The organism is Streptococcus pluranimalium (assembly GCF_002953735.1).
Classification (GTDB): domain Bacteria; phylum Bacillota; class Bacilli; order Lactobacillales; family Streptococcaceae; genus Streptococcus; species Streptococcus pluranimalium.
In genome coordinates this window covers 1,658,293-1,677,292 of the sequence record NZ_CP025536.1, presented here as the reverse complement: position 1 = coordinate 1,677,292, position 19,000 = coordinate 1,658,293, and the positions used below count along the sequence as shown (strand labels likewise).

The 19,000-nt window shown below is 39.2% G+C and carries 15 protein-coding genes; all 15 read left to right on the top strand.

What is annotated here, in order from left to right; genetic code table 11:
- Positions 1-60: 60 nt before the first annotated feature.
- The 15 genes from C0J00_RS08500 (at position 61) to C0J00_RS08430 (ending at position 18,981) form a co-directional block, all read left to right on the top strand.
- Entirely contained in the window at positions 61-2,292 is a 2,232-nt protein-coding gene (locus C0J00_RS08500; RefSeq protein WP_104968455.1) for a C39 family peptidase, read from the top strand.
- Positions 2,293-2,364: 72 nt separating this feature from the next.
- Positions 2,365-5,025 carry an SspB-related isopeptide-forming adhesin gene (locus C0J00_RS08495; protein WP_104968454.1) on the top strand — a complete coding sequence of 887 codons (2,661 nt, stop codon included), beginning with the start codon at positions 2,365-2,367 and terminating at the stop codon, positions 5,023-5,025.
- Positions 5,026-5,176: 151 nt separating this feature from the next.
- Positions 5,177-5,611 (top strand): single-stranded DNA-binding protein, encoded by a 435-nt coding sequence (locus C0J00_RS08490; protein WP_104968453.1) that lies wholly within the window; start codon positions 5,177-5,179, stop codon positions 5,609-5,611.
- A 240-nt stretch (positions 5,612-5,851) separates the two neighbouring features.
- Positions 5,852-6,109 carry a hypothetical protein gene (locus tag C0J00_RS08485; protein WP_104968452.1) on the top strand — a complete coding sequence of 86 codons (258 nt, stop codon included), beginning with the start codon at positions 5,852-5,854 and terminating at the stop codon, positions 6,107-6,109.
- The gene (locus C0J00_RS08480; protein WP_104968451.1) at positions 6,102-9,239 is read left to right on the top strand and encodes a VirD4-like conjugal transfer protein, CD1115 family; all 3,138 of its coding nucleotides are present in this window, start codon (positions 6,102-6,104) and stop codon (positions 9,237-9,239) included. The genes C0J00_RS08485 and C0J00_RS08480 overlap by 8 nt, the downstream gene beginning before the upstream one ends.
- Before the next feature lie 100 nt (positions 9,240-9,339).
- Positions 9,340-9,819, top strand: coding sequence for a hypothetical protein (locus C0J00_RS08475; protein ID WP_017768581.1), 480 nt, complete (start codon positions 9,340-9,342; stop codon positions 9,817-9,819).
- A gap of 120 nt (positions 9,820-9,939) precedes the next feature.
- A complete protein-coding gene (locus tag C0J00_RS08470; protein ID WP_104968450.1) occupies positions 9,940-12,123 on the top strand; it encodes a pLS20_p028 family conjugation system transmembrane protein in 2,184 nt (727 codons plus the stop codon).
- Positions 12,124-12,128: 5 nt separating this feature from the next.
- Entirely contained in the window at positions 12,129-12,413 is a 285-nt protein-coding gene (locus C0J00_RS08465; RefSeq protein ID WP_104968449.1) for a BRCT domain-containing protein, read from the top strand.
- 102 nt (positions 12,414-12,515) lie between these two features.
- Positions 12,516-13,187 (top strand): hypothetical protein, encoded by a 672-nt coding sequence (locus C0J00_RS08460; RefSeq protein WP_104968448.1) that lies wholly within the window; start codon positions 12,516-12,518, stop codon positions 13,185-13,187.
- Positions 13,168-14,301, top strand: coding sequence for a helix-turn-helix domain-containing protein (locus tag C0J00_RS08455; RefSeq protein WP_104968447.1), 1,134 nt, complete (start codon positions 13,168-13,170; stop codon positions 14,299-14,301). Before C0J00_RS08460 ends, C0J00_RS08455 begins: the two co-directional genes overlap by 20 nt.
- Before the next feature lie 161 nt (positions 14,302-14,462).
- Positions 14,463-14,768: a hypothetical protein gene (locus C0J00_RS08450; RefSeq protein ID WP_104968446.1), complete on the top strand. Its 306-nt coding sequence runs from the start codon at positions 14,463-14,465 to the stop codon at positions 14,766-14,768.
- The gene (locus tag C0J00_RS08445; RefSeq protein WP_104968445.1) at positions 14,768-15,409 is read left to right on the top strand and encodes a hypothetical protein; all 642 of its coding nucleotides are present in this window, start codon (positions 14,768-14,770) and stop codon (positions 15,407-15,409) included. Before C0J00_RS08450 ends, C0J00_RS08445 begins: the two co-directional genes overlap by 1 nt.
- A 15-nt stretch (positions 15,410-15,424) precedes the next feature.
- Positions 15,425-17,374, top strand: a complete 1,950-nt coding sequence (locus C0J00_RS08440; RefSeq protein WP_104968444.1) for a virulence factor — start codon at positions 15,425-15,427, stop codon at positions 17,372-17,374.
- 19 nt (positions 17,375-17,393) lie between these two features.
- Positions 17,394-17,657 (top strand): hypothetical protein, encoded by a 264-nt coding sequence (locus C0J00_RS08435; RefSeq protein ID WP_104968443.1) that lies wholly within the window; start codon positions 17,394-17,396, stop codon positions 17,655-17,657.
- 10 nt (positions 17,658-17,667) lie between these two features.
- Positions 17,668-18,981, top strand: a complete 1,314-nt coding sequence (locus C0J00_RS08430; protein ID WP_104968442.1) for a CHAP domain-containing protein — start codon at positions 17,668-17,670, stop codon at positions 18,979-18,981.
- Positions 18,982-19,000: the final 19 nt, after the last annotated feature.

Here is a 19,000-nt window from a genome sequence, read left to right as displayed (position 1 = left end):
TGACCTGGGCACGTCATAAAACGGCTTAACTAATTCATTTAAAAGTTAAAAGGAGACCTTATGACCCATAAAAAAGTGATGGCAGGTTTAGCTGTTGCAACGGTATCTGTTGCAACGGCAGGAATTGCTCAGGCAGATGAGGTGACACCGACACCTACAACTGATGTCACTAGCCTTGAAACCCAGCCACAAGCGGAGGTATCACAAGAAGCAGTTGCTGAAGCGAAAGCTACTTTTGATCAAGCCCAGGAGAGTGTGAATCATCAAGAGACAGTCGTTAAAGACGCTCAAAACGCTAAAGACCAGGCACAATTAGCTCTTGGGAATGCCACGACTGCTGTTAGTGAAACGCAAGAACTAGCTAATCAAGCCAATCCTGAAACGATTACGCAGGCAAAAGAAGCCGTTGCTGAAGCTACTCAGAACCTAGCAACTGCTCAAAAACAGCTAGAAGAGACACAAGCTACAGCTACCACGGCTCAAGAAGCGGTTGCTTCTCAAGAAACGATTGTCACTAACAATCAAACCACTGTCGCTAATGCCCAAAAAGAGGTTAACGATGCTCAAGAAGCTGTTGAGGTCGCTAACCAAGCGATTGATGAGACCTCAGCTCAAACAGACTTGACGGCTGCTCAAGCAGACCTTACCAAAAAAAACAATCAGGTCAAGGAAGCACAAGAGCAACTAGAAGAGGCAAAGACAGCTGATGAAGCTCTTTTGGCTAAACGTCAAGAAGCACAAGCAGACCTTGATCAAAAAACATTAGCCAAAACAGAAACGGATACCTTGTTAAAACAAGTGGTCACTGAAATGGCTAACGAACAAGTATCAACCAGCTTACAAGATCATGCTTACTACAATCAACGTGACGCTATTTGGGCATCTTATTATGGTAATGGCAGTTTTGCAGCGACAGGTTGTGTTCCAGCGTCGCTTGCCATGGTCTTTACAGAATTAGCGAGACGAGGGATTACCCCAACGCAAATTGCTGACTATTTGTATAACAATACTAACTATTTTAATAAGACCTTCTCAGGTACAAGTGCTCACGGGATTGTCGCTGCTACAAAACACTTTGGTTTTGTGCCGACTCAGTTAGCTAGTCAATCTGCCATTATAGAAGCTCTTCAGGCAGGACATCATGTGATGGGAGCTGTACAAAATAACAAGTTCTCCCCTTGGGGTCCAGGCTATAGTCATGAAGTCGTTCTAAGAGGTTACTCTAACGGTAATACTTATGTATATGATCCTTATAACAGAGCTAATATTGGTTGGTATCCTGTAGCGAGTCTTTGGGCAGAACAAAGTCAAGATAAAGATGATCGTGCTTTAGGGGCACCGTTCTTCAAGATTATCACTCAAAAAATGGCAGAGCTAGAGGCTCAAAAAGTGAAAGCATCATCAGCTGTTCAAACGGCTAGTCGTCAACTAGCAGACGCTAAAGCAACCTTAACCAAGCTACAATCGACAGCGCTACGAGTACCAGGAGCGCAGGAGGCGCTTAATCAAGCAACAGCTGATTTAAGTCAGGCTGAAGCTAATGTGGTTAAAGCTCAAGAAGCCGTCCGTTTAGCAAGTCAAGAATTAGCACAAAAAGAAACAAACCTTAAAGAAGCCCAAACGGCTCTATCGCTCAAAGAAACAACTTTAAGCGAGGCTAAGGAAGTCTTAGTTGCTAGTCAAGCTAAATTGGAAACGTTAAAAGCTACGGCAACAGCAGCGGAAGAAGCTGTCTTAAAAGCTAAAGAGACGCTAGAAACAGCCAAACAAGCTTTGACACAACAAGAAACAAGACTAGCAGGATTGGAAGATGCTCCAGCACGATTAGCTAAAGCTCAAGAAGTCTTAATGGCTGCTAAAACAGATTTAGCTCAGAAAACAGAGGTATTAAAACAAGCTCAATCACAGCTAGAAACCTTTAAGACATTAGCCTCTGAAGCACAAACGCATTACATGACCGTATTAAGTGCTTATCAAGCTAGTCTAGCCAAAGACCATTACACCCAATTAAAGACTGACTATCAGAAAGTTGTTTCAGATGGTGGTCAGATGGTGCCAGTTGTGGATGAAACAGGAAAAGTAACTGGTATTATCAATGGAACTCCATCCCATCAGGTGAAGCCTTCTACAGAAGCACGTAGCCTAGCAAGCACAGCGACGGCCAATCGTCCTCTAGTAAACCATTCTGACGACGCTCTTCCTGAAACAGGAGAGCAAAGTTCTGCTTTGGGAATTGCAGGTTTTAGTCTTATCAGTTTATTAGGACTAGTTGGTTTGAAACGTAAGGCTTAATTTATTTAGTAATCAACTGACCTAAGCACGTCATAAAAAGGTTTAAAGTAATATTTTTTAAAGGAGATTGAGATGAACTCACACACACAAGGACACGGATTTTTTCGTAAATCAAAAGCATACGGTTTGGTATGTGGTATTGCCTTAGCAGGTGCTTTGGCATTTGGAGGCGCAAGCCAAGCCTCAGCGGACGAAGTGGTTGCACCAGCTGAAGCAGAAGCGACAGTTGTGACGACGTTAACGGAGCCAACGACTAATCAACCGCAGGCGGTGACTTCACCAGAACTTAATAAGGCTGTGACTGAAGCAGAAGCGGCAGGTGTTACGGTAACAACCGAGCCAACAGTTTCGCACACCAATGAAGCAAGCGCTCAAGCTGATTTAGACCAGCAAACACAAGCTGTTAAAGAAGCGACTGAACAAGTCAACGCTAATACACAAGCGATTAAAGAGGCAACGGCTCAAAATGCCCAAATTGATGCCCAGAATCAAGCTGAAAAAGAACGTGTTGAAGCTGAAAACAAAGCAGGACAAGCTGCGGTAGATGCTAAAAATGCCGAAAAAAAAGCCAAGGTTGATCAAGCTAACCAATCAGCTAAACAGGAAGCGGACAAAACAAATGCCCAACTTAAAGCGGACTATGAGAAAAAATTAGCTGAGATTGAATCTGTCGAAGCTCACAATAAAGCAGTGGCAGATCGTAATACTCAAGCTCAATCTGATGCGGAAGCACGGAATGCGCAACTCAAAGCAGACTATGAGACGAAGTTAAAAGCCTATGAAAAAGTACTTGCGGATCGTCAAACCCTTGCAGGTAATCAAGTGACCTTCAAGGGCTACGGTAAATCAGAAGTCCTCAATTCGTATGGTCAAAGAACAACGGATGTTGTTACAGTTAATAATGATGGTACCTTTGTGCTAACAGAGCCGCAATCAGATACAGATGGTGTCTTTGCCAATACCAAGGTAACAGGGAAGTTGATCTTTACCAAACGCTTTGACGAAGCGACTCAAAAAGTGATTGTGACCATTACTGGAGTCCAATTAAACACTTGGCAGTTAGATTTAACACGAAAGACAACAGCTGTTAACCGTAATATTTCTGCTTCTTACAAAGATTTAGCAGGTAATACCCTCTATACTCGTAATTTTGATGGTTTATCATCTATCGGTGTTCAAAACATCAATAAGAGTTTTGCCCTAAACAAAGAAATTATTCTTTCAGACGGTCAAACTTCTGCTGAAGTCATGTTCCTAAAAACGGTACCTAACTGGGTTTATGAAGCACCTTCTAGTCTTTATGCGACCTTGACTTATAAGGCGTTAGCTCTCCCAGAAAAACCAGAAGAGCCAACGTATACGCCAGCTCGACCAGAAGCTGAAAAACCAGTGCCAGCTCGACCAGAAGCACCTAAGTATGTGACGCCTGAGGTATTGACCTTCACTCCTGAAGTGTTTACACCAAAAACACCAACGGTTAAACCACATGTACCAGTCCCTGAAAAAGTATCTGTAAGCGTAGCGGTACACCCTGTCACAGTTCCAGTTGCCAATCCGTCAAAAGATGTTATCGATAGTGATGGCAATTCTATTAATGGTTTATCAGTGTTGCCTAATAGCGAGTTAAATTATGTGGCTAAACATGATTTTAGTCAATATAAGGGTATGACAGCATCAGCCGAGGATATCCTTAAAAACTTTATCTTTATTGATGATTATAAAGATGAAGCCCTTGATGGCAAATCAATGGTCGTTAACAGTATCACAGCCGAAAACGGTGATGATGTGTCACAACTCCTTGAGATGCACCATGTGCTTTCTAAAGAAGCCCTAGATGAGAAACTACAAGCTATTCTAAACAATAGTGGTTTGTCTCCAGTCGGCGAATTTTACATGTGGGTTGCTAAAGATCCAGAAAGCTTCTTTACAGCTTACGTGCAAAAAGGCTTAGATATCACCTATAACCTATCCTTTAAAGTCAACCAAAGCTTTACAGAAGGTGATATTGTCAATGGTGTGGCTCAAATTGATTTTGGTAATGGCTATCTAGGTAATCTCGTCGTTAACCATCTGCCAAAACCTGAAGTCCACAAAGACGTGCTAGATAAGCAAGGCGGAAAATCGATCAATAATGGTACGATTAAAGTTGGTGATGAAGTCACTTACGAACTAGAAGGTTGGGTTGTGCCAACAGGTCGCTCTTATGGCCTCTTTGAGTACAAGTTTGTGGATCAATTGCAACATAGCCACGATCTTTACTTAAAAGATAGTGTCATTGCTAAGGTTGATATTACCTTAGCAGATGGCTCAGTAATCAAAAAGGGTACTGATTTAGCTAAGTATACTGAAACAGTCTATAACAAAGAAACAGGTCGTTATGAGTTAGCCTTCAAGAAAGATTTCCTTGAACAGGTCGCTCGTTCGAGTGAATTTGGCGCAGATGCTTTTATCGTTGTGAAACGTATCAAAGCTGGTGATGTTTACAATGACTACACCTTGTATGTCAATGGCAACCCAGTTAAATCAAACCGAGTGGTCACTCATACGCCAGAAGATCCAAAACCATCAAAACCAAACACACCAACACCACAGACACCAGTTCAAGGTGCAAGCGTTGCGACTCTTCCTCAAACAGGGGAAGCAACTAGCTCTTCACTCTTAGCGACTGCGCTTGGTGTGATGACACTTGGCTTGGCTGGACTTGGTCTTCGTAAGAAAAAAGAAGAAAACTAAGCTAAAAGGCTTAAGCAACTGAAAAAGCAGGCTTTGCCTGCTCAGTCTAGCAACTGAGAGATGTCTCCTAAACACGTTTTACAATAATCTCTCTCTCAGTCTCTCGGTTGTTAGGTTGAGTAGGTAACTGCTTTCACAAAGGAGGAAAAACATGCAAGAATTTATTGCTAATGGACGTGTATCAGATATTCCAGTTGATGCAGTTGGTAGAACAGCTAATGGACATGTCAGTTTTAAGTTTGACTTCGCCTGTGATTCGAGTTTAAAGGGGAATGATGACAAGCCATTAACTAGTTTTTTCCATGTTCAAGTGTACGGGAAGCAAGCTGAGATTATGGCACAAAGTCTGTCAAAAGGTTCCCCTATTATTGTAAAGGGAGAGATTGTTCAACGAACTTATACGAATGATCAAGGGCAACGTCGTAGTTATCAATACATTGCACCAAGTCAACATGATGGTATCACGTTTTTAGAAAGTAAAGAAGCGGCCCAGAGACGTAAGCAAAATAACTTTAACAGTTCACAGTCAGTTCCATCACCAACTTCTTCTTATCCAGAACCAGTAGATGCAGATGAGCCATTCTAAAATTAATTTGAGATTGGAAGTTACAATAAAATAAAAGCAGTACGAGATATTAAAAATCAAGTGCTGCTTTTTACTTGAACTGGAACTACTTATAAATAAGATGGTGATGACTTCGAAATAAGAGATAAAAAGATATATAACTTTTGGTGCGGTTCTTTGAATTGACCCTTAACACACGAATTCTCATTATCTCTTACACTAAAAGTGTATTCATAATCAAAAAAGAAAGGATAATTGCTTATGGCAAGAAAACAACTAGATAATCATTTAGATGAATTGATGGCTGATTCTCTTCAGATAGAAAACTATCTAAAGCAAAGTAGAAGCTGCCATCGATGTACAGTTAAACTAGGGATTGAACAAGGGGTCAGTTCCTATCTGGAACGCTACCAACTTGCTTCGCCTCGGTTACAATTTAAAATTTTTCTCTTTTCAAGTTTTTATGGGGAGAAAACCAAGCGTTTTTTAGAAGATATCAGAGGTGAGCGCTATGTTTAGTTGGATAGAAGCCATTTATTACACGCTTATTCAATTAGCTAAAGTCAATCAATTCAATGCTTTTCTCTTAGTGAGTCTTGTAGGATATCTTGCTTACCAGGGAATAAAAGTTGTGAGGGAACCGCTTAGGGATTTTATCCAGTTGATAAGAGGTTTGATAGATGATAGAGAATGTATAGTAAATAAAGGAAATGAACTAAGTCATTTCTGGAAGTATCGTCATGAAATTGACTGGAAGTCAGCTAGGAAAGGTAAGAGTAAACAGTTTTGGAATCTTATGAAGCGACTTTCGACAGCTATTCCTTCATTTTTGTTCTTGCTAATTGGCAACCTTCTCTTTAGACTTATTTATAAATTACCTTTTGTGAAGCAAGACAGGAAGCGATTCGACAAGGAAATGAAGCCTTTGCTCTACTTCAAAAACTATCGTAGTTTTGTAATCATGGGTTTGGGATTCAGCTTTATTGCTTTGATTCTGACAAGCTATCTGGTAACTGTGCTAAGAGCAGCCATTCGATTTCTGTATTTTTCGCTCATGACGTTAAGAGATAGTAGCCAAGTAGTTACCTTTAACGTTGACAGCTTGCTGATTCAGAATTTATTTAATGCTAGAGTATTTTTTATAGCACCAATCCTAGCATTACCAATCTTCCTTATTGGTTTAGTCATTGCCTGGCGTTCTGCTTGGGTGAACTTTGAACAGTACCGTGATTACAACCATAATGAGGAAGGGGATGATCGCTTTGCGAGAGTCAAAGAAATTCATCAGCAATATAAGAAAGTTCCTAACAAGACAGAAACTTATTCAGGTGAAGGTGGTGTTCCTGTTCTCCATGAGACAAGAAGGAGTCTCACAGGTTTGACTCTCGGGTCACAGATGCTTTGGCAAAACCGTACTTTTAGCCGATATATGACGAATGCTGAAAGGATACTAGGGATTTATGCGAGAGCTTCAGGTGATTATTACATCGATGACAGCACTACTAATATGCTTGGTATTGGTATGACACGCTCTGGTAAGGGTGAAGGTCATATTACAACGACTATGGATATCAATAGTCGTGCTGAAATTCAACCATCTATGGTTCTTGCCGATCCCAAGGGAGAGCATTATCAGTCTTCCTATAAAACTATGCGCAGACGTGGCTATGATGTTAATGTCCTATCTTTCCAAAATATGGACTGGTCCATGTCCTATAACCCTCTAGCACTTGCAATAGCAGCAGCTAAGAAGGGGTACTATGAAATGACACAGACACGGGTCAATGCGGTTGCTGAAGCGATTTATCGTAAAACGAAACCAGGTGTTGGCAACGGCAATGCTAAATACTGGGAAGATACCTCTATTTCCCTCTTTAATGCGATTGCAATGGCTCTGATTGACCGAGCTAATGAAACATTCAAGAATGGTGAAACGGATGCCTGGGATACTGTTACAGTCCGTAACATTGCCAAATTCTTAACCGATTTGGGTTCTGAAGAAGTCTTTGTTAATGACTTTGGAGAAATCATTGAGAATCCAGATCGAGATCAGCAAGTTAAGAAGAAATCGAAAATCACAGTTTACTTTGATAATTTGCGTAAAATTAATCAAGAGCAGTTTTCTAAGTTTCGAGATATGGCCGACCTTAACTTCAGGTCATCTGACTTTGCTTCAGAAGAAACTAAAGGAAACGTCTTCTCCAGCATGATGTCTGGTATTAACCTATTCTTGCAAGATAACATTGCAAAACTCACATCTAAGAATTCGATTGATCTAGAATCAGTTGGTTTCCCACGTCGTCTGTCTGTTAAATTCCGCTCCAGTTCTAATGTAGCTATGCGCAACGAATACGCTCATAAGACCGCTAAGGTCACGATTACCAGTCAATCAGTTTGGGGTAAAACAACCAGACAAGTTACTCACGTAAACGCAGCAACAGCTCTTATTGATGGAGAAGGCTATCTTACCTATGTGATTGACCCCAAACTTCCTGATCAGTTCTTGGTAACCATTGACTTTGATCATGAAAACAATGGTGATGCAGCAATCCGTAGTAATGTCTTCCAATTCTCAGCTGAGAAAGTTTATCAGAAACGTGGTAAAATTATCAAACTTGATGAGTATACGAGAAAGCCAGTTTTGGACTGCATCAAGGTTACTGTCCTGAACAAACAAGAAAATACCCTTCTCCAAGAAGAAGATATTGACTTGATTTACTCGGATAATCCTAAGGTGATTTACCTAGTAACACCACCAAATAGGACCGAGTATAACAGCATTGTTTCTCTGTTTTTGGATCAACTGTTTAACGCCAACTATGAGCTGGCCCTGTCAAATGGTCGGAAGTGTGTTAATCGAATTCTTCATATCCTAGATGAGTTTACCAATATTCCAGCTATTCCTCATATGGATACTAAGATTTCAATTGGTCTTGGCCAAAACATTCTTTACTATCTCTGGATTCAAAACCTGGAACAGTTAGTTGATAAATACGGCGAGAATGTCGCAGCGACTATTCAAGACAACTGTTCGCTTAAAATCTACGTGAAATCTACTTCTGATAAAACCAATAGTCGCTTCAGTAAGGATTTAGGATCACGTACCATTACACGTCGCAGACGATCCAGCAATATTTTAGATGAAGCGAATCCGAATGTGTCTATCGAAAATCCCAAACAGGAACTACTGACCCCTACCCAGTTGGCTAAACTTCAAGAAGGAGAAGCGGTTATTCTTCGTGGTGTCAAAGGTCGAGACAATGCGGGACGTAAGGTTACGACAGATCCAATTTTCCTCCATGAGAAGACAGCTTTCCCATATCGCTATATGTTCCTTCAAGAAGAGTTTGATCACTCTATGACATTGGCTGATATTCCAGTCGAAAGTGAGCACAGAGAGCTTGATCTTCAGGATATAGCCGTAGGGGCACAAAGTACCTTCAATAAGATTATTGATTGGCGACAGGCTTTAACAGACCGTATGAGAAGCAACGGAGAAGTCCCTCAATTAGCAACGAGGCAGCAACCCTCTAAACCTTTAGCTCAGGCTCAATTCGCTTCTCCAGCCGATTTAACCTATGCTGTCATTGCAGAAGTTTTTGATGAGGAAGAGGACGACGATCTCTTCTTTGTGGATGATGTGATGTAAGAAGATAAATAAAAAGTTGTATAACAAAGTGTATAATTTGTTGCAAAAAATCCTATTTCTGATATAATGTGAGTAAGTAAAAGACAAGGAGAAGGTTGGTATGAAAATGAAAAAATGGTTAAGTCTGGTGACGTTAGGGCTCGCACTCATTCTTCTAGCAGCCTGTGGTCAAAAATCAGCTGAAGATATCATTAAGACAGAATTGAAGGATAGTTATGTAGGAAATTCTGAGAATCCAGGCTATGAATATCCATTTAATGAAGGTGATGATGTCTTAACTTTCAATAAAAAAGAGAACAGCATTACGAATAGTCAAGGACATATGACCTATTTTTCTGTTCTATCTGAAAAAGATATTCCTTCAGGAACACAACGTGTTATTGACGAGTTGGAAAATCAACTGAAGGGAACTGATAATTTTACAATTATTATCAGTAGCAAAAAGAATCCTGTCAAAGATGATGCAGAAGCTGCTTATCAAATCTCTCTCTCTGATGGTGGTAAAAAAATTCGTATATTTGAGTTACGTCGTAACCAGCGTAGCTTTGGTTATTATGATTTTTCAGGAACATCTGAATAAGCGAAAAAGTCTCAAACTTGAGGCTTTTTTTTGATGTCTTTTTGTCATTTTTTCCCTTAACGCAGGAATTTTAATTATCCCTTATGATGGAGGTATATAACAGAAAGTAGGTACCTTCATTTGACATATGACACTTATTCAGATTTGGTCAATGCCCTAGAAAAAGGCTTTTTAGATATAAATGGGAAAACTAACGGGAATATCACGGGCGAAAATGCGGAGAAAATGGCTTCCTTTTACAGATACTGGAGTAACTATCTGGAACCAACGCCCGCCTTCCTCTCCTTCTTAGCCTATATCCCAGGAGGTATTGCCAAGGCTTTGTACTCGATTACAGCTAGTTTGGAACATGTCTTTAACAATATGTTCAAGCTCTCTGGTCTCTTTGGCTACTTAGGTGATAACAATACGGTTATAGGTCAGTTTTTCTATTGGTTCCAGGTAATCGGCACGACTCTCTTTAGTCTGATTCTTGTTGTCTCGGCTATCACAGGTGTCTTTACCAAGCCTGTCAAATATAAGGGAGTGATTACAAACTTCCTCTTAGTAACCATGGTCACGGCCGTTTTGCCGCTAGCTCTGACGACCGTCTCCTCTGTTATGGCGCAAGATGCCATGAATATCCAAACGATTTCTAGCGAGGATCCAGAAGGGAGTAAGCATTATTCCTCATTGGCTATTCAGCCCATGAAGAACAATGTGGTGGACCTTAAAGTCCTGATTGATAATGATTTCTCAACAGAGCTCTTTCACTTAGATGATTATGGGTACATTAAACCACCCAAAGAAGGCTCTACACCTGTCAACCAGATCACGGACAGTCCAGATAAGAGGGATACGACCAATTTTGCGACACGGATTGATTTTGGAGCGACTTATGGAGCCTCAAATTCGGGTTTGCTAAAAGATATGGAAGATCAGTATAAAAAGAAATTTGGTGTTAATGGTATAAAAGGGTTGTTTTTACATAAGTTGAATACTAACCAGGATGGAGTTGAAACTATTACTGAACATCGTATCGTTGGTGAACTAAACGCTTTTGAACCCGTCTATCTACGATACAAAGTCAACTGGATGGGGATGTTCATGCAGTATGTGATTCTGATTGTACTCTTAATTGCGATGGCTATCAAGTTGGTCAAATCCGTTTTTGATATTATCATTCAGGCGATGATTTCACCTTTACAAGGCTATAGTTCCTTATCTAGCTCTAAAAAGTATAAGGAGTTGTTACGGACAATGGGAGGAGCATTGGCAGGTATCTTCTTTGAAGTCGTTATCATGCGAGTAGTCCTAGAGATTTGTCGAGATTTACCAACATTGTCAGTTTCTGCAGTGACAAAACTCTCAGGTGGTTTCTTTAACGGACTTAACATGTGGGAACAATGTCTAGCAGCTTGTATCGTTTATATCGGAGTGTTCCTTGCGGCCATGCAGGGAGTATCAATGATTGAGCGTTGGCTTGGTGTTTCAACAGGTCATAGCGACACAGCGCAACAACTTTTAGGAGCTATGATGATGGGCAATGCCTTTGCTTCTGGAGCTGGTTCCTTAGGGCATGCAGCAATGGGACTTGGTGGTATAGGAATGAATGTTGCTAGTAAAGTACCAGGTGCTGTTGCAACGGGAAGTAAGGTTCTTGGAAATAGTTTAGCAGCAACTGGAGGAGGCATTCGAGGAGCTGTTAATGCTGCTAGGGATCAAGGTGCTTGGAATGCAGCCAAAGGTGGTGTCAGCAACATGGTAGATTTAGCTGAGGTTATGGGTAAAGGAGCTGTCGGAAAAGCTAAAGACTTTGCAGGAGACGTAGCTGATAATTTAGGTCAAAAAGATCAAGCTGCTCATGATGCTGTTTACAAGGGTCTGAAGAATGATGCGGTCCCCCCACGTCCAGGATTCAATGACGAAGGCGAATTTAGTTTAAATCCTTCAGGTCAATATGGAGGAGAAAATCTATTCTCAGACGATTCTGGAATGTTTGAGAATGCTGATAGTGGTCCAAGTGGTGGAGGCATTACAGATCCTACAGCAACTCCCACAGAACCTGTAGGTGAAGCATTCAATGGTGTTAGTGAGCCAACCTTACCATCTAGAGAAGCACTACAGCCAACTGAGAATCCCCAGCTTCCAAATGTTACTCACGAAGCGTCCTCAAAATCTAAAGAAGCAAAATCCTCTAAACGTAACTTCCAACAATCAATGCAACAGATGAATCATATGAATCAACAAATGCAGCATGCGGGTCAGCGTATGCAAGGCCAATCTCATATTAGAGGTGCTGAAAATGATGATAATGAAGAGTAGACTCTATGTGTGATCTTGCAGGTAAGGTTGTTGTGATTACAGGAAGTTTACGTCCAATGAGTCGACAAGATGTGATTATGTTCTTAGAGCGAAATGGAGCGATTGTTCAAGGGTATGTTTCTGCCCAAACCAATATTCTGCTTACAGGTCACAAGCAATTAGATCTTTTTGAACCAGATAAACGGTCTAAAAAATATGAAGCTACAATATCTAGGATAGAAGAAGGGCAAAAAATTACTATTTTGTCAGAAGAAGCATTTTTCAATATGGTTAAGAAGTCTCAATTTTGAGGCTTCTTTTGTATGTTAAAGTATGTTTTAGTGTTGACGTTTTTTTAAAAAAAAGGTAAACTATTAACATAGTATATATAAAGTTAATAGTAAGGAGATAAGATGGGAATTTTAAGAACTCATTTAGAAGCAGAATGTGACCCACGATTAGCCGGTGAATTAGCATACAGTATCAAAGAAGCTTATCGCTTTTTATGGGAGCTGATTGATGCTACTCCTGTATTGCGACATCCTGAAATGCGAAAAACTTATGGTCATATACGACAAGCATTAGTTGATGTAGCGTTGCGCTTAGTTTTAGAAGATTCATCAATGAGAACAGATGTGCAAATGTTATCGGCAGTGAATAATAAAAAGAACGGCTACACCTATACGATGATTGAGACAAAAGGAGCCATTATTTCACCAGTAAAAACCAGAAGTATAAAAACAATGCCGAAAAAAGCTCTTCATAGAAGTGTGGCTAGTATTAAAAATAAACAATTTAATCTCTTTACAACTCAAGAGGATATTAATAAGCGTTATGATGCTGATAATCCACCGTTTATTCTTTTGACATATGGTGGGAAAAACCATAGTCTTCAGTTTGTTCAGTTAGGATTACCAAATGTTGATACAGAGCAATGGATTGAGAAAGTAGACATTATGAATGCTCAACGGATTGTTTCTTCAGTAGATCAAGAACAAGCTACTCAAAAGAAATTAGATTTGACTTTAACGGATCTATCAGAAGAGCTTCTTAGGAGAGAAGTAAATGGAACAAGGAATATTTAATCCCTCTAAATTAACAAAGGCTAGAATAGCCAGAGGATTATCAAAAAAAGAATTGGCTGAGCGCACAGGAATATCTAGACAAATGATTTCTAATTATGAATTAGGGAAAACTCATCCAGGAGCAAGTAAGTTAATGACAATTGTTGCTGAGCTAGATTTTCCATATACCTATTTCACTTCTGAGCCTAAAAGGTTTTATGAAGGAGCTACTTTTTTTCGTAGTCAATCTGCGGCCACTAAAAGAGCAAGAGATATGCAGGCGGTCAGGTTAGAATTTCAAAAGGAAATTTATGATTTGCTATCTCGGTATGTTAATTTTCCTGAACTAACTCTACCGGATATTTTGATGAAAAATATTTATGATATTACGAACAAAGATATTGAGGAAAAGGCTAAAGAATTAAGAGAATTATGGGGATTAGGTAAAGATTTACCAATTTCTAATCTGACTGAAATTGCGGAAGTTAATGGCATTATTATTGTTGAGTCCAACATGTCTGATGACAAACTGGATGCAGTATCAGAGTGGATTGAAGATAGACCATTTATTATGTTGACAGATAATGGAGAATCTGCTGTACGTCGTCGTTTCAATATTGCACACGAATTAGGTCATATTTTACTTCATGGGGACATTGAAAGCATTCATGACTATACTTCTCAGGAATTAAAGAACATTATTGAGAAGCAGGCGAACCATTTTGCTTCTTGCTTATTGTTACCTGAGAGTAGTTTTTTAAAATCGTTATTATCTACTAATTTAGACTTTTATATTGAGTTAAAGAAATATTGGAAGGTTTCCATTCAATCAATGATTATGAGAACCTACCAGTTAGAGTTAATCAATGATGATCAAAAGTTATATTTGTTTAAGAAAATTGCTTTTAATAAATGGAAGAAGTGTGAACCTTTGGACGATGAATTGATTCCTGAGAAACCTAGTCTTTACCGCAAAGTATTTGACTTAATTATTAAGAATGATATTCTACAAAAAAATGAACTAATCTCTAACTTATCGCTACCTAAAGATGAGTTAGAAAAATCACTAGATATTTCTATTAATGATAATGAGCAATTGTCAAAAAAAGGTCCAGTATTAAGAATAGTTAAATGAGAAGTCTCAATTTTGAGGCTTCTTTTTTTATCTATAAAGATATATAACTTTTTATATAAATAAAGAACTGTTATCTCTAGGTTATATAAGTTTGTCCTCTTAACGCAGGAATTTTTATTATCTCTTAAACTAGAACTATAAAGAAAAAAGGAGTTAGATAAATGGATGAAAAATACGGTGTCCCACGTGACATCTATGCCAAAGTGAAAATTATAGGGTTGTTTGTGGCAGACATTGTTTTTGTGGGAGGTTCAGCAGTTGCTGCTTTATCTATTGGTACTAAGATATTCCCAACGAGTCAATGGGCACAGTTGCTTGTCTTTATTATTTTGACCCCACTTATGTGTCTTTACCTAGTATTGCCGGCTAATGGAGGAAAGAAAAATTGGCATAGCATGCTTCTCTTTTTCAGAAGACGACGAAAACGCTATATCAGCTTAAATTACCAGAGAGGAGTTAAACGTTAATGGCAATTAAACAAACACAATCCCAGTCTGAAGTCAAGCGACCATTGGGGCGTAGACAGGAAAAAAAGCAAAGTCAAGAATATTTTGATCTTCATTCCTGTGTTGAATTGCTTGATGTTAAATCAATTATTGATAACCGTCAAGCTTATCTTCAGTTGGTTGATTATGGTTATCTTCAACTGATGGAGATTCCAGGGAAGGATTTAGGATCACTCTCTTACAATGAAATTCGGCGTACCATTGATAACTTTGAGAAGTGGCTAACGGATTTCAATACAGATATTCAAATTGAAACCACGACCTTGCCGACTAATACAGACACCCAGATTATGGATCTTCGCCATCATTTGAGTCTCGTGCGTCAAGAAAAGGCAAAACTATTACCTGATTCACGTCGGTACTTGCAGCTTCTTGATCGTGAGGCCTTGCTGATCAATGAGATTCAGGTTGAGGAGAGTATTCAACAAGAAATTTACAACACAGAGTTCATTCTGTGGCTCTTTGCACCAACAACAGAGTTAGATGACTTGGTTCGAAAGGCGAAATCTTATGGCAATAATGATTTTGTTCCACGTGAAATCACTAGGGTAAAAAAGGAACAAATCATTAAGCAATTTAATAATATGAATGAAAAAGTTTAAGGAGGTAAAAATACTATGCCAGAATTATCAAAGCGTAGACAGCGGCAATTAAGAGCACAAGGCTATGACCTGGCTTTTCTCAGCCAGATTCAACCACAGGGAAATATTGATTTCAAAAAAGATGATCGTTCCTGGATGAGTGGCGATGGGTATCATACAGCACTTCATTTTTATGAGTATCCTTCAGAAGATTTGGATCGTTTCTGGTTATCGGACCTCATGTTAATTCCAGGGACTCGTTCTTTCTTATCACTTTATCGAGCTAATAATAAGGAACTGAAGCAGGAAATAAAAGACTCTATTGAAGAAAAATCAACTCGAATTACAGGTAACAGTAAAATCGTTGATAACCAACAGGAACTAGATGAAATTAGAGATCTGACTCAACTAGATAGAGAGATTACTAAAAAGAATATTGCAATGTTAGGAATGTATGTTCGGAATTATTCTTCCGCATCGACTAAGGAGGAACTCTTTAAGAAGGTGGAGGATATCAAAGATAAGACATCAAACTTCAAGTCAACCATACTTTCAGGTGAATTAGATTTTGAGTATCATGCACCGTTTATTCCAGCACAATATCAGATAGATTTACCAAATCATAGGCGTGGCCTTCCTGTAAAAGCACATGATTTGGCAGGCGGCTATTTCTTTAATCACACTAAGCTAGAGGATCAGAGAGGTGTTTACCTGGGCTGGACACCAACCAGAGGAGCCGTTAATTTCAATTTCCTAGAACGAGACGATCGTCGCACACGGTCGTTCATGATTCTTTCTGGAAACCCTAAAATGGGTCAGCGCTCATTTTTACTCAAGCATACCGACGGACTGTATGCCAAAGGACATTATATTCGTAACTTTGATGCCAATGGCACTTTCCTTGATCAAACAAGGCAACAGCATGGACTTATTCTGGATTTATCAGGTGAAGCTAATCGAATTAATATTTTTCAGGTATTTCCAACAGTGACAAATGAAGCGGGGACAGAAATTGATAAGAAAAAATCCTACAAGCTTCATATTGAGAAACTAAAGAGTATTTTTAAACTACTTAATAATGAAGCTTCAGGAGATGACTTAACAACTTTAGGAGATATGCTTAATGAGTTTTACATTGAAGAAGGTTTGTGGGCTCGTAATCCTAAACTGAATCCAGAGAAGTTAAAAGCGACAGATTTGGTCAATGAAGAGTATCCTATTTTGTCTGACTTTATTCTGTTTGCGGACGATTATAAGCGTAGTTTGATGGCGCAAAACAATCCTGATGATATCGAAATAAAGTCAGTCAATCGAATCTTTAAGACATTCAATGAACTCTTAACAACCAATGCAGAAATGTTTGAAGGAATTACAGAGTTTCAGGATATTTCCTCTGAACAGGTGGTTACCTTCGATTTCTCAGGCTTAAAAGGAACCCCTCACTTGTTAAATGCTCAAATCTTCTCCGTTTTGTCTCTACTTTCAGCTGATATTGTCAATAACGGAAAACGCTGCAAGCAACTTCTGAAATCGAATTCTAGTCTGACAGAAATGGATATGGAGCATTATATTGTTAATATTAGTGAAGCTCAAACACTTATTAATCCTAAATACGAAAGTAGTGTGGAGTTGCTAGCGGATATGATTGATTCCATGGGAGAGAACTTTGCAGGTGTGGTATTGTCAGTGAATTCTCTTCGAGGAATCCTTTTTGAGTCAGGAGTAGGTAGTCATAAAGATCCATATGTAACAGCTGTTCAACGTATTTTTGGTCTAATGCAGTACCGTGTTTTTGCACAAACGGATGAAACCAGTGTTCCCTTACTTGCTAACGCTCTTTCAGGTTCTATGAATCAATCAGAGTTGGAAACATTACCACGTTTGGTAAAAGGACAGTTATTTATGAATATTGCTGGAGTGGGAAACTTAGTGTTTAATCAACAACTGTTAACTCCAGAAGTTCAACGCTATGGCGGTATTCAATAAGAACAAAAAGGAAAATAGGATGTCAAAAAAGAATACAACTAATAAATTAGGGTTAATTGCCAAACGAAAGCAAGCAATTAATAATTATGTGACGATACGAAAAGTTAAGAGTAAGGAAATTAGAAATTATTTTGCTTCTGAAGGGGAATCTGATCCTGAACGTTTAGCTGCTCAAAGACAACGAGATCAAGAGTTTTTAAAAAGTTTAAAGATAGCTGGAATTGGTTTCATCATTTTCTTGATATTTTACGCTATCATAAAGACGATCCTTGGTCTCTGGTAGGAGGACGTTCATGAAAAAAATAGTTTTCTTGAAAGTCATTGCCCCTCTAGTCTCTTTATTATTTGTTATAAGTATAGGTGTTACTATATTAGCGGGGGTGTTAGGAACCGTAAGTAGTTCACAAAGGAATTGTACGACTGAAGTTGCGAGAGCTACCTCTACAGAATCATCTATATCTTCAGGTGATGCGTCTATCGATTCGTTTGTCAAGGAACATAAAGAGGCTTATATTCTTTCCTGGAAAGCAGGAGGATTTTTACCGTCAGCGTCAATTACACAGACAATGATTGAAAATGGCTTTAACTTCTCTAATCCCAATGGAACCTCATTTTGGAAGGCTCACAACATGGGAGGAGTTAAAACCTCTAGCAGGAGCAATTTCCCAGTAACTATTGCAACCTATGGTGAGGATAGTGTTGACCTATCTGGGACTAAACCAGGAGCTAATGTTGGTGATGGAACTGGAGGTGCATATACATGGTTCTCTAGCTATGATGCTGGTATTGTAGGTAAAGCAGAGTTTATGGCTCACCAAACTCTCTATAATAAGGCTATTAATAATATTGACGGTGTGGCCACACTAAGTGCAATTGCGGATGGTGGCTGGGCGACAGATGGTACTTATAAAACTAAGCTGATTGATATGTATCATAAGCTTGGTAAACAGTATGAATGGCTGGATAAAGAAGCAATTAGTGCACATGGGGACAAGCCTTATAAGGCATCAACAGTTTCTGCTGGTAATAATAGTACATCTGATACTTTTACAAGTAGCAGCAAGGATTGTAGTGATTCTTCTTCAGGTGATGCTACTGACGGGACAGGAAAAGTTCCAACTGATGCAACAGCTTGGGGGTATAGTCCTGATAATATTCCAGATAGTCTGAGACAGTATATTATTGATCCCAAAAAACATGGGTTAATTTATGCAGGTAGTGGCTGGGTAGAAAATTCAGGACAATGTGTTGATTTGACAGTTAGCTTGGGGAATAGGCTGTGGGGGCATTCTGGAACAGTTATTGGTAACGGTAAAGATCAGGCGGCTGCATGGGCTAGAATATTTGGAAATAGTGTTAAAACAACACCGAAAAAAGGCGCCATCTTTTCGACGCAAAATGGCGGTGGCGGTTATGGACATACAGGAATTGTTTGTCATGTTTTTGAAAATGGTTCAATTCTTATTGTAGAACAGAATACACCATTATTAGGAGCTGACTTTTTCCATAAACCTAACACTTGGAATTACCGTATCTGGACCCCTGAGCAACAAAAAGCAGAAATAACAACTTTTGCCTACCCAGATGGTCAAGAACCTAAACTTTGAAATTAAAGAGGATATCTTA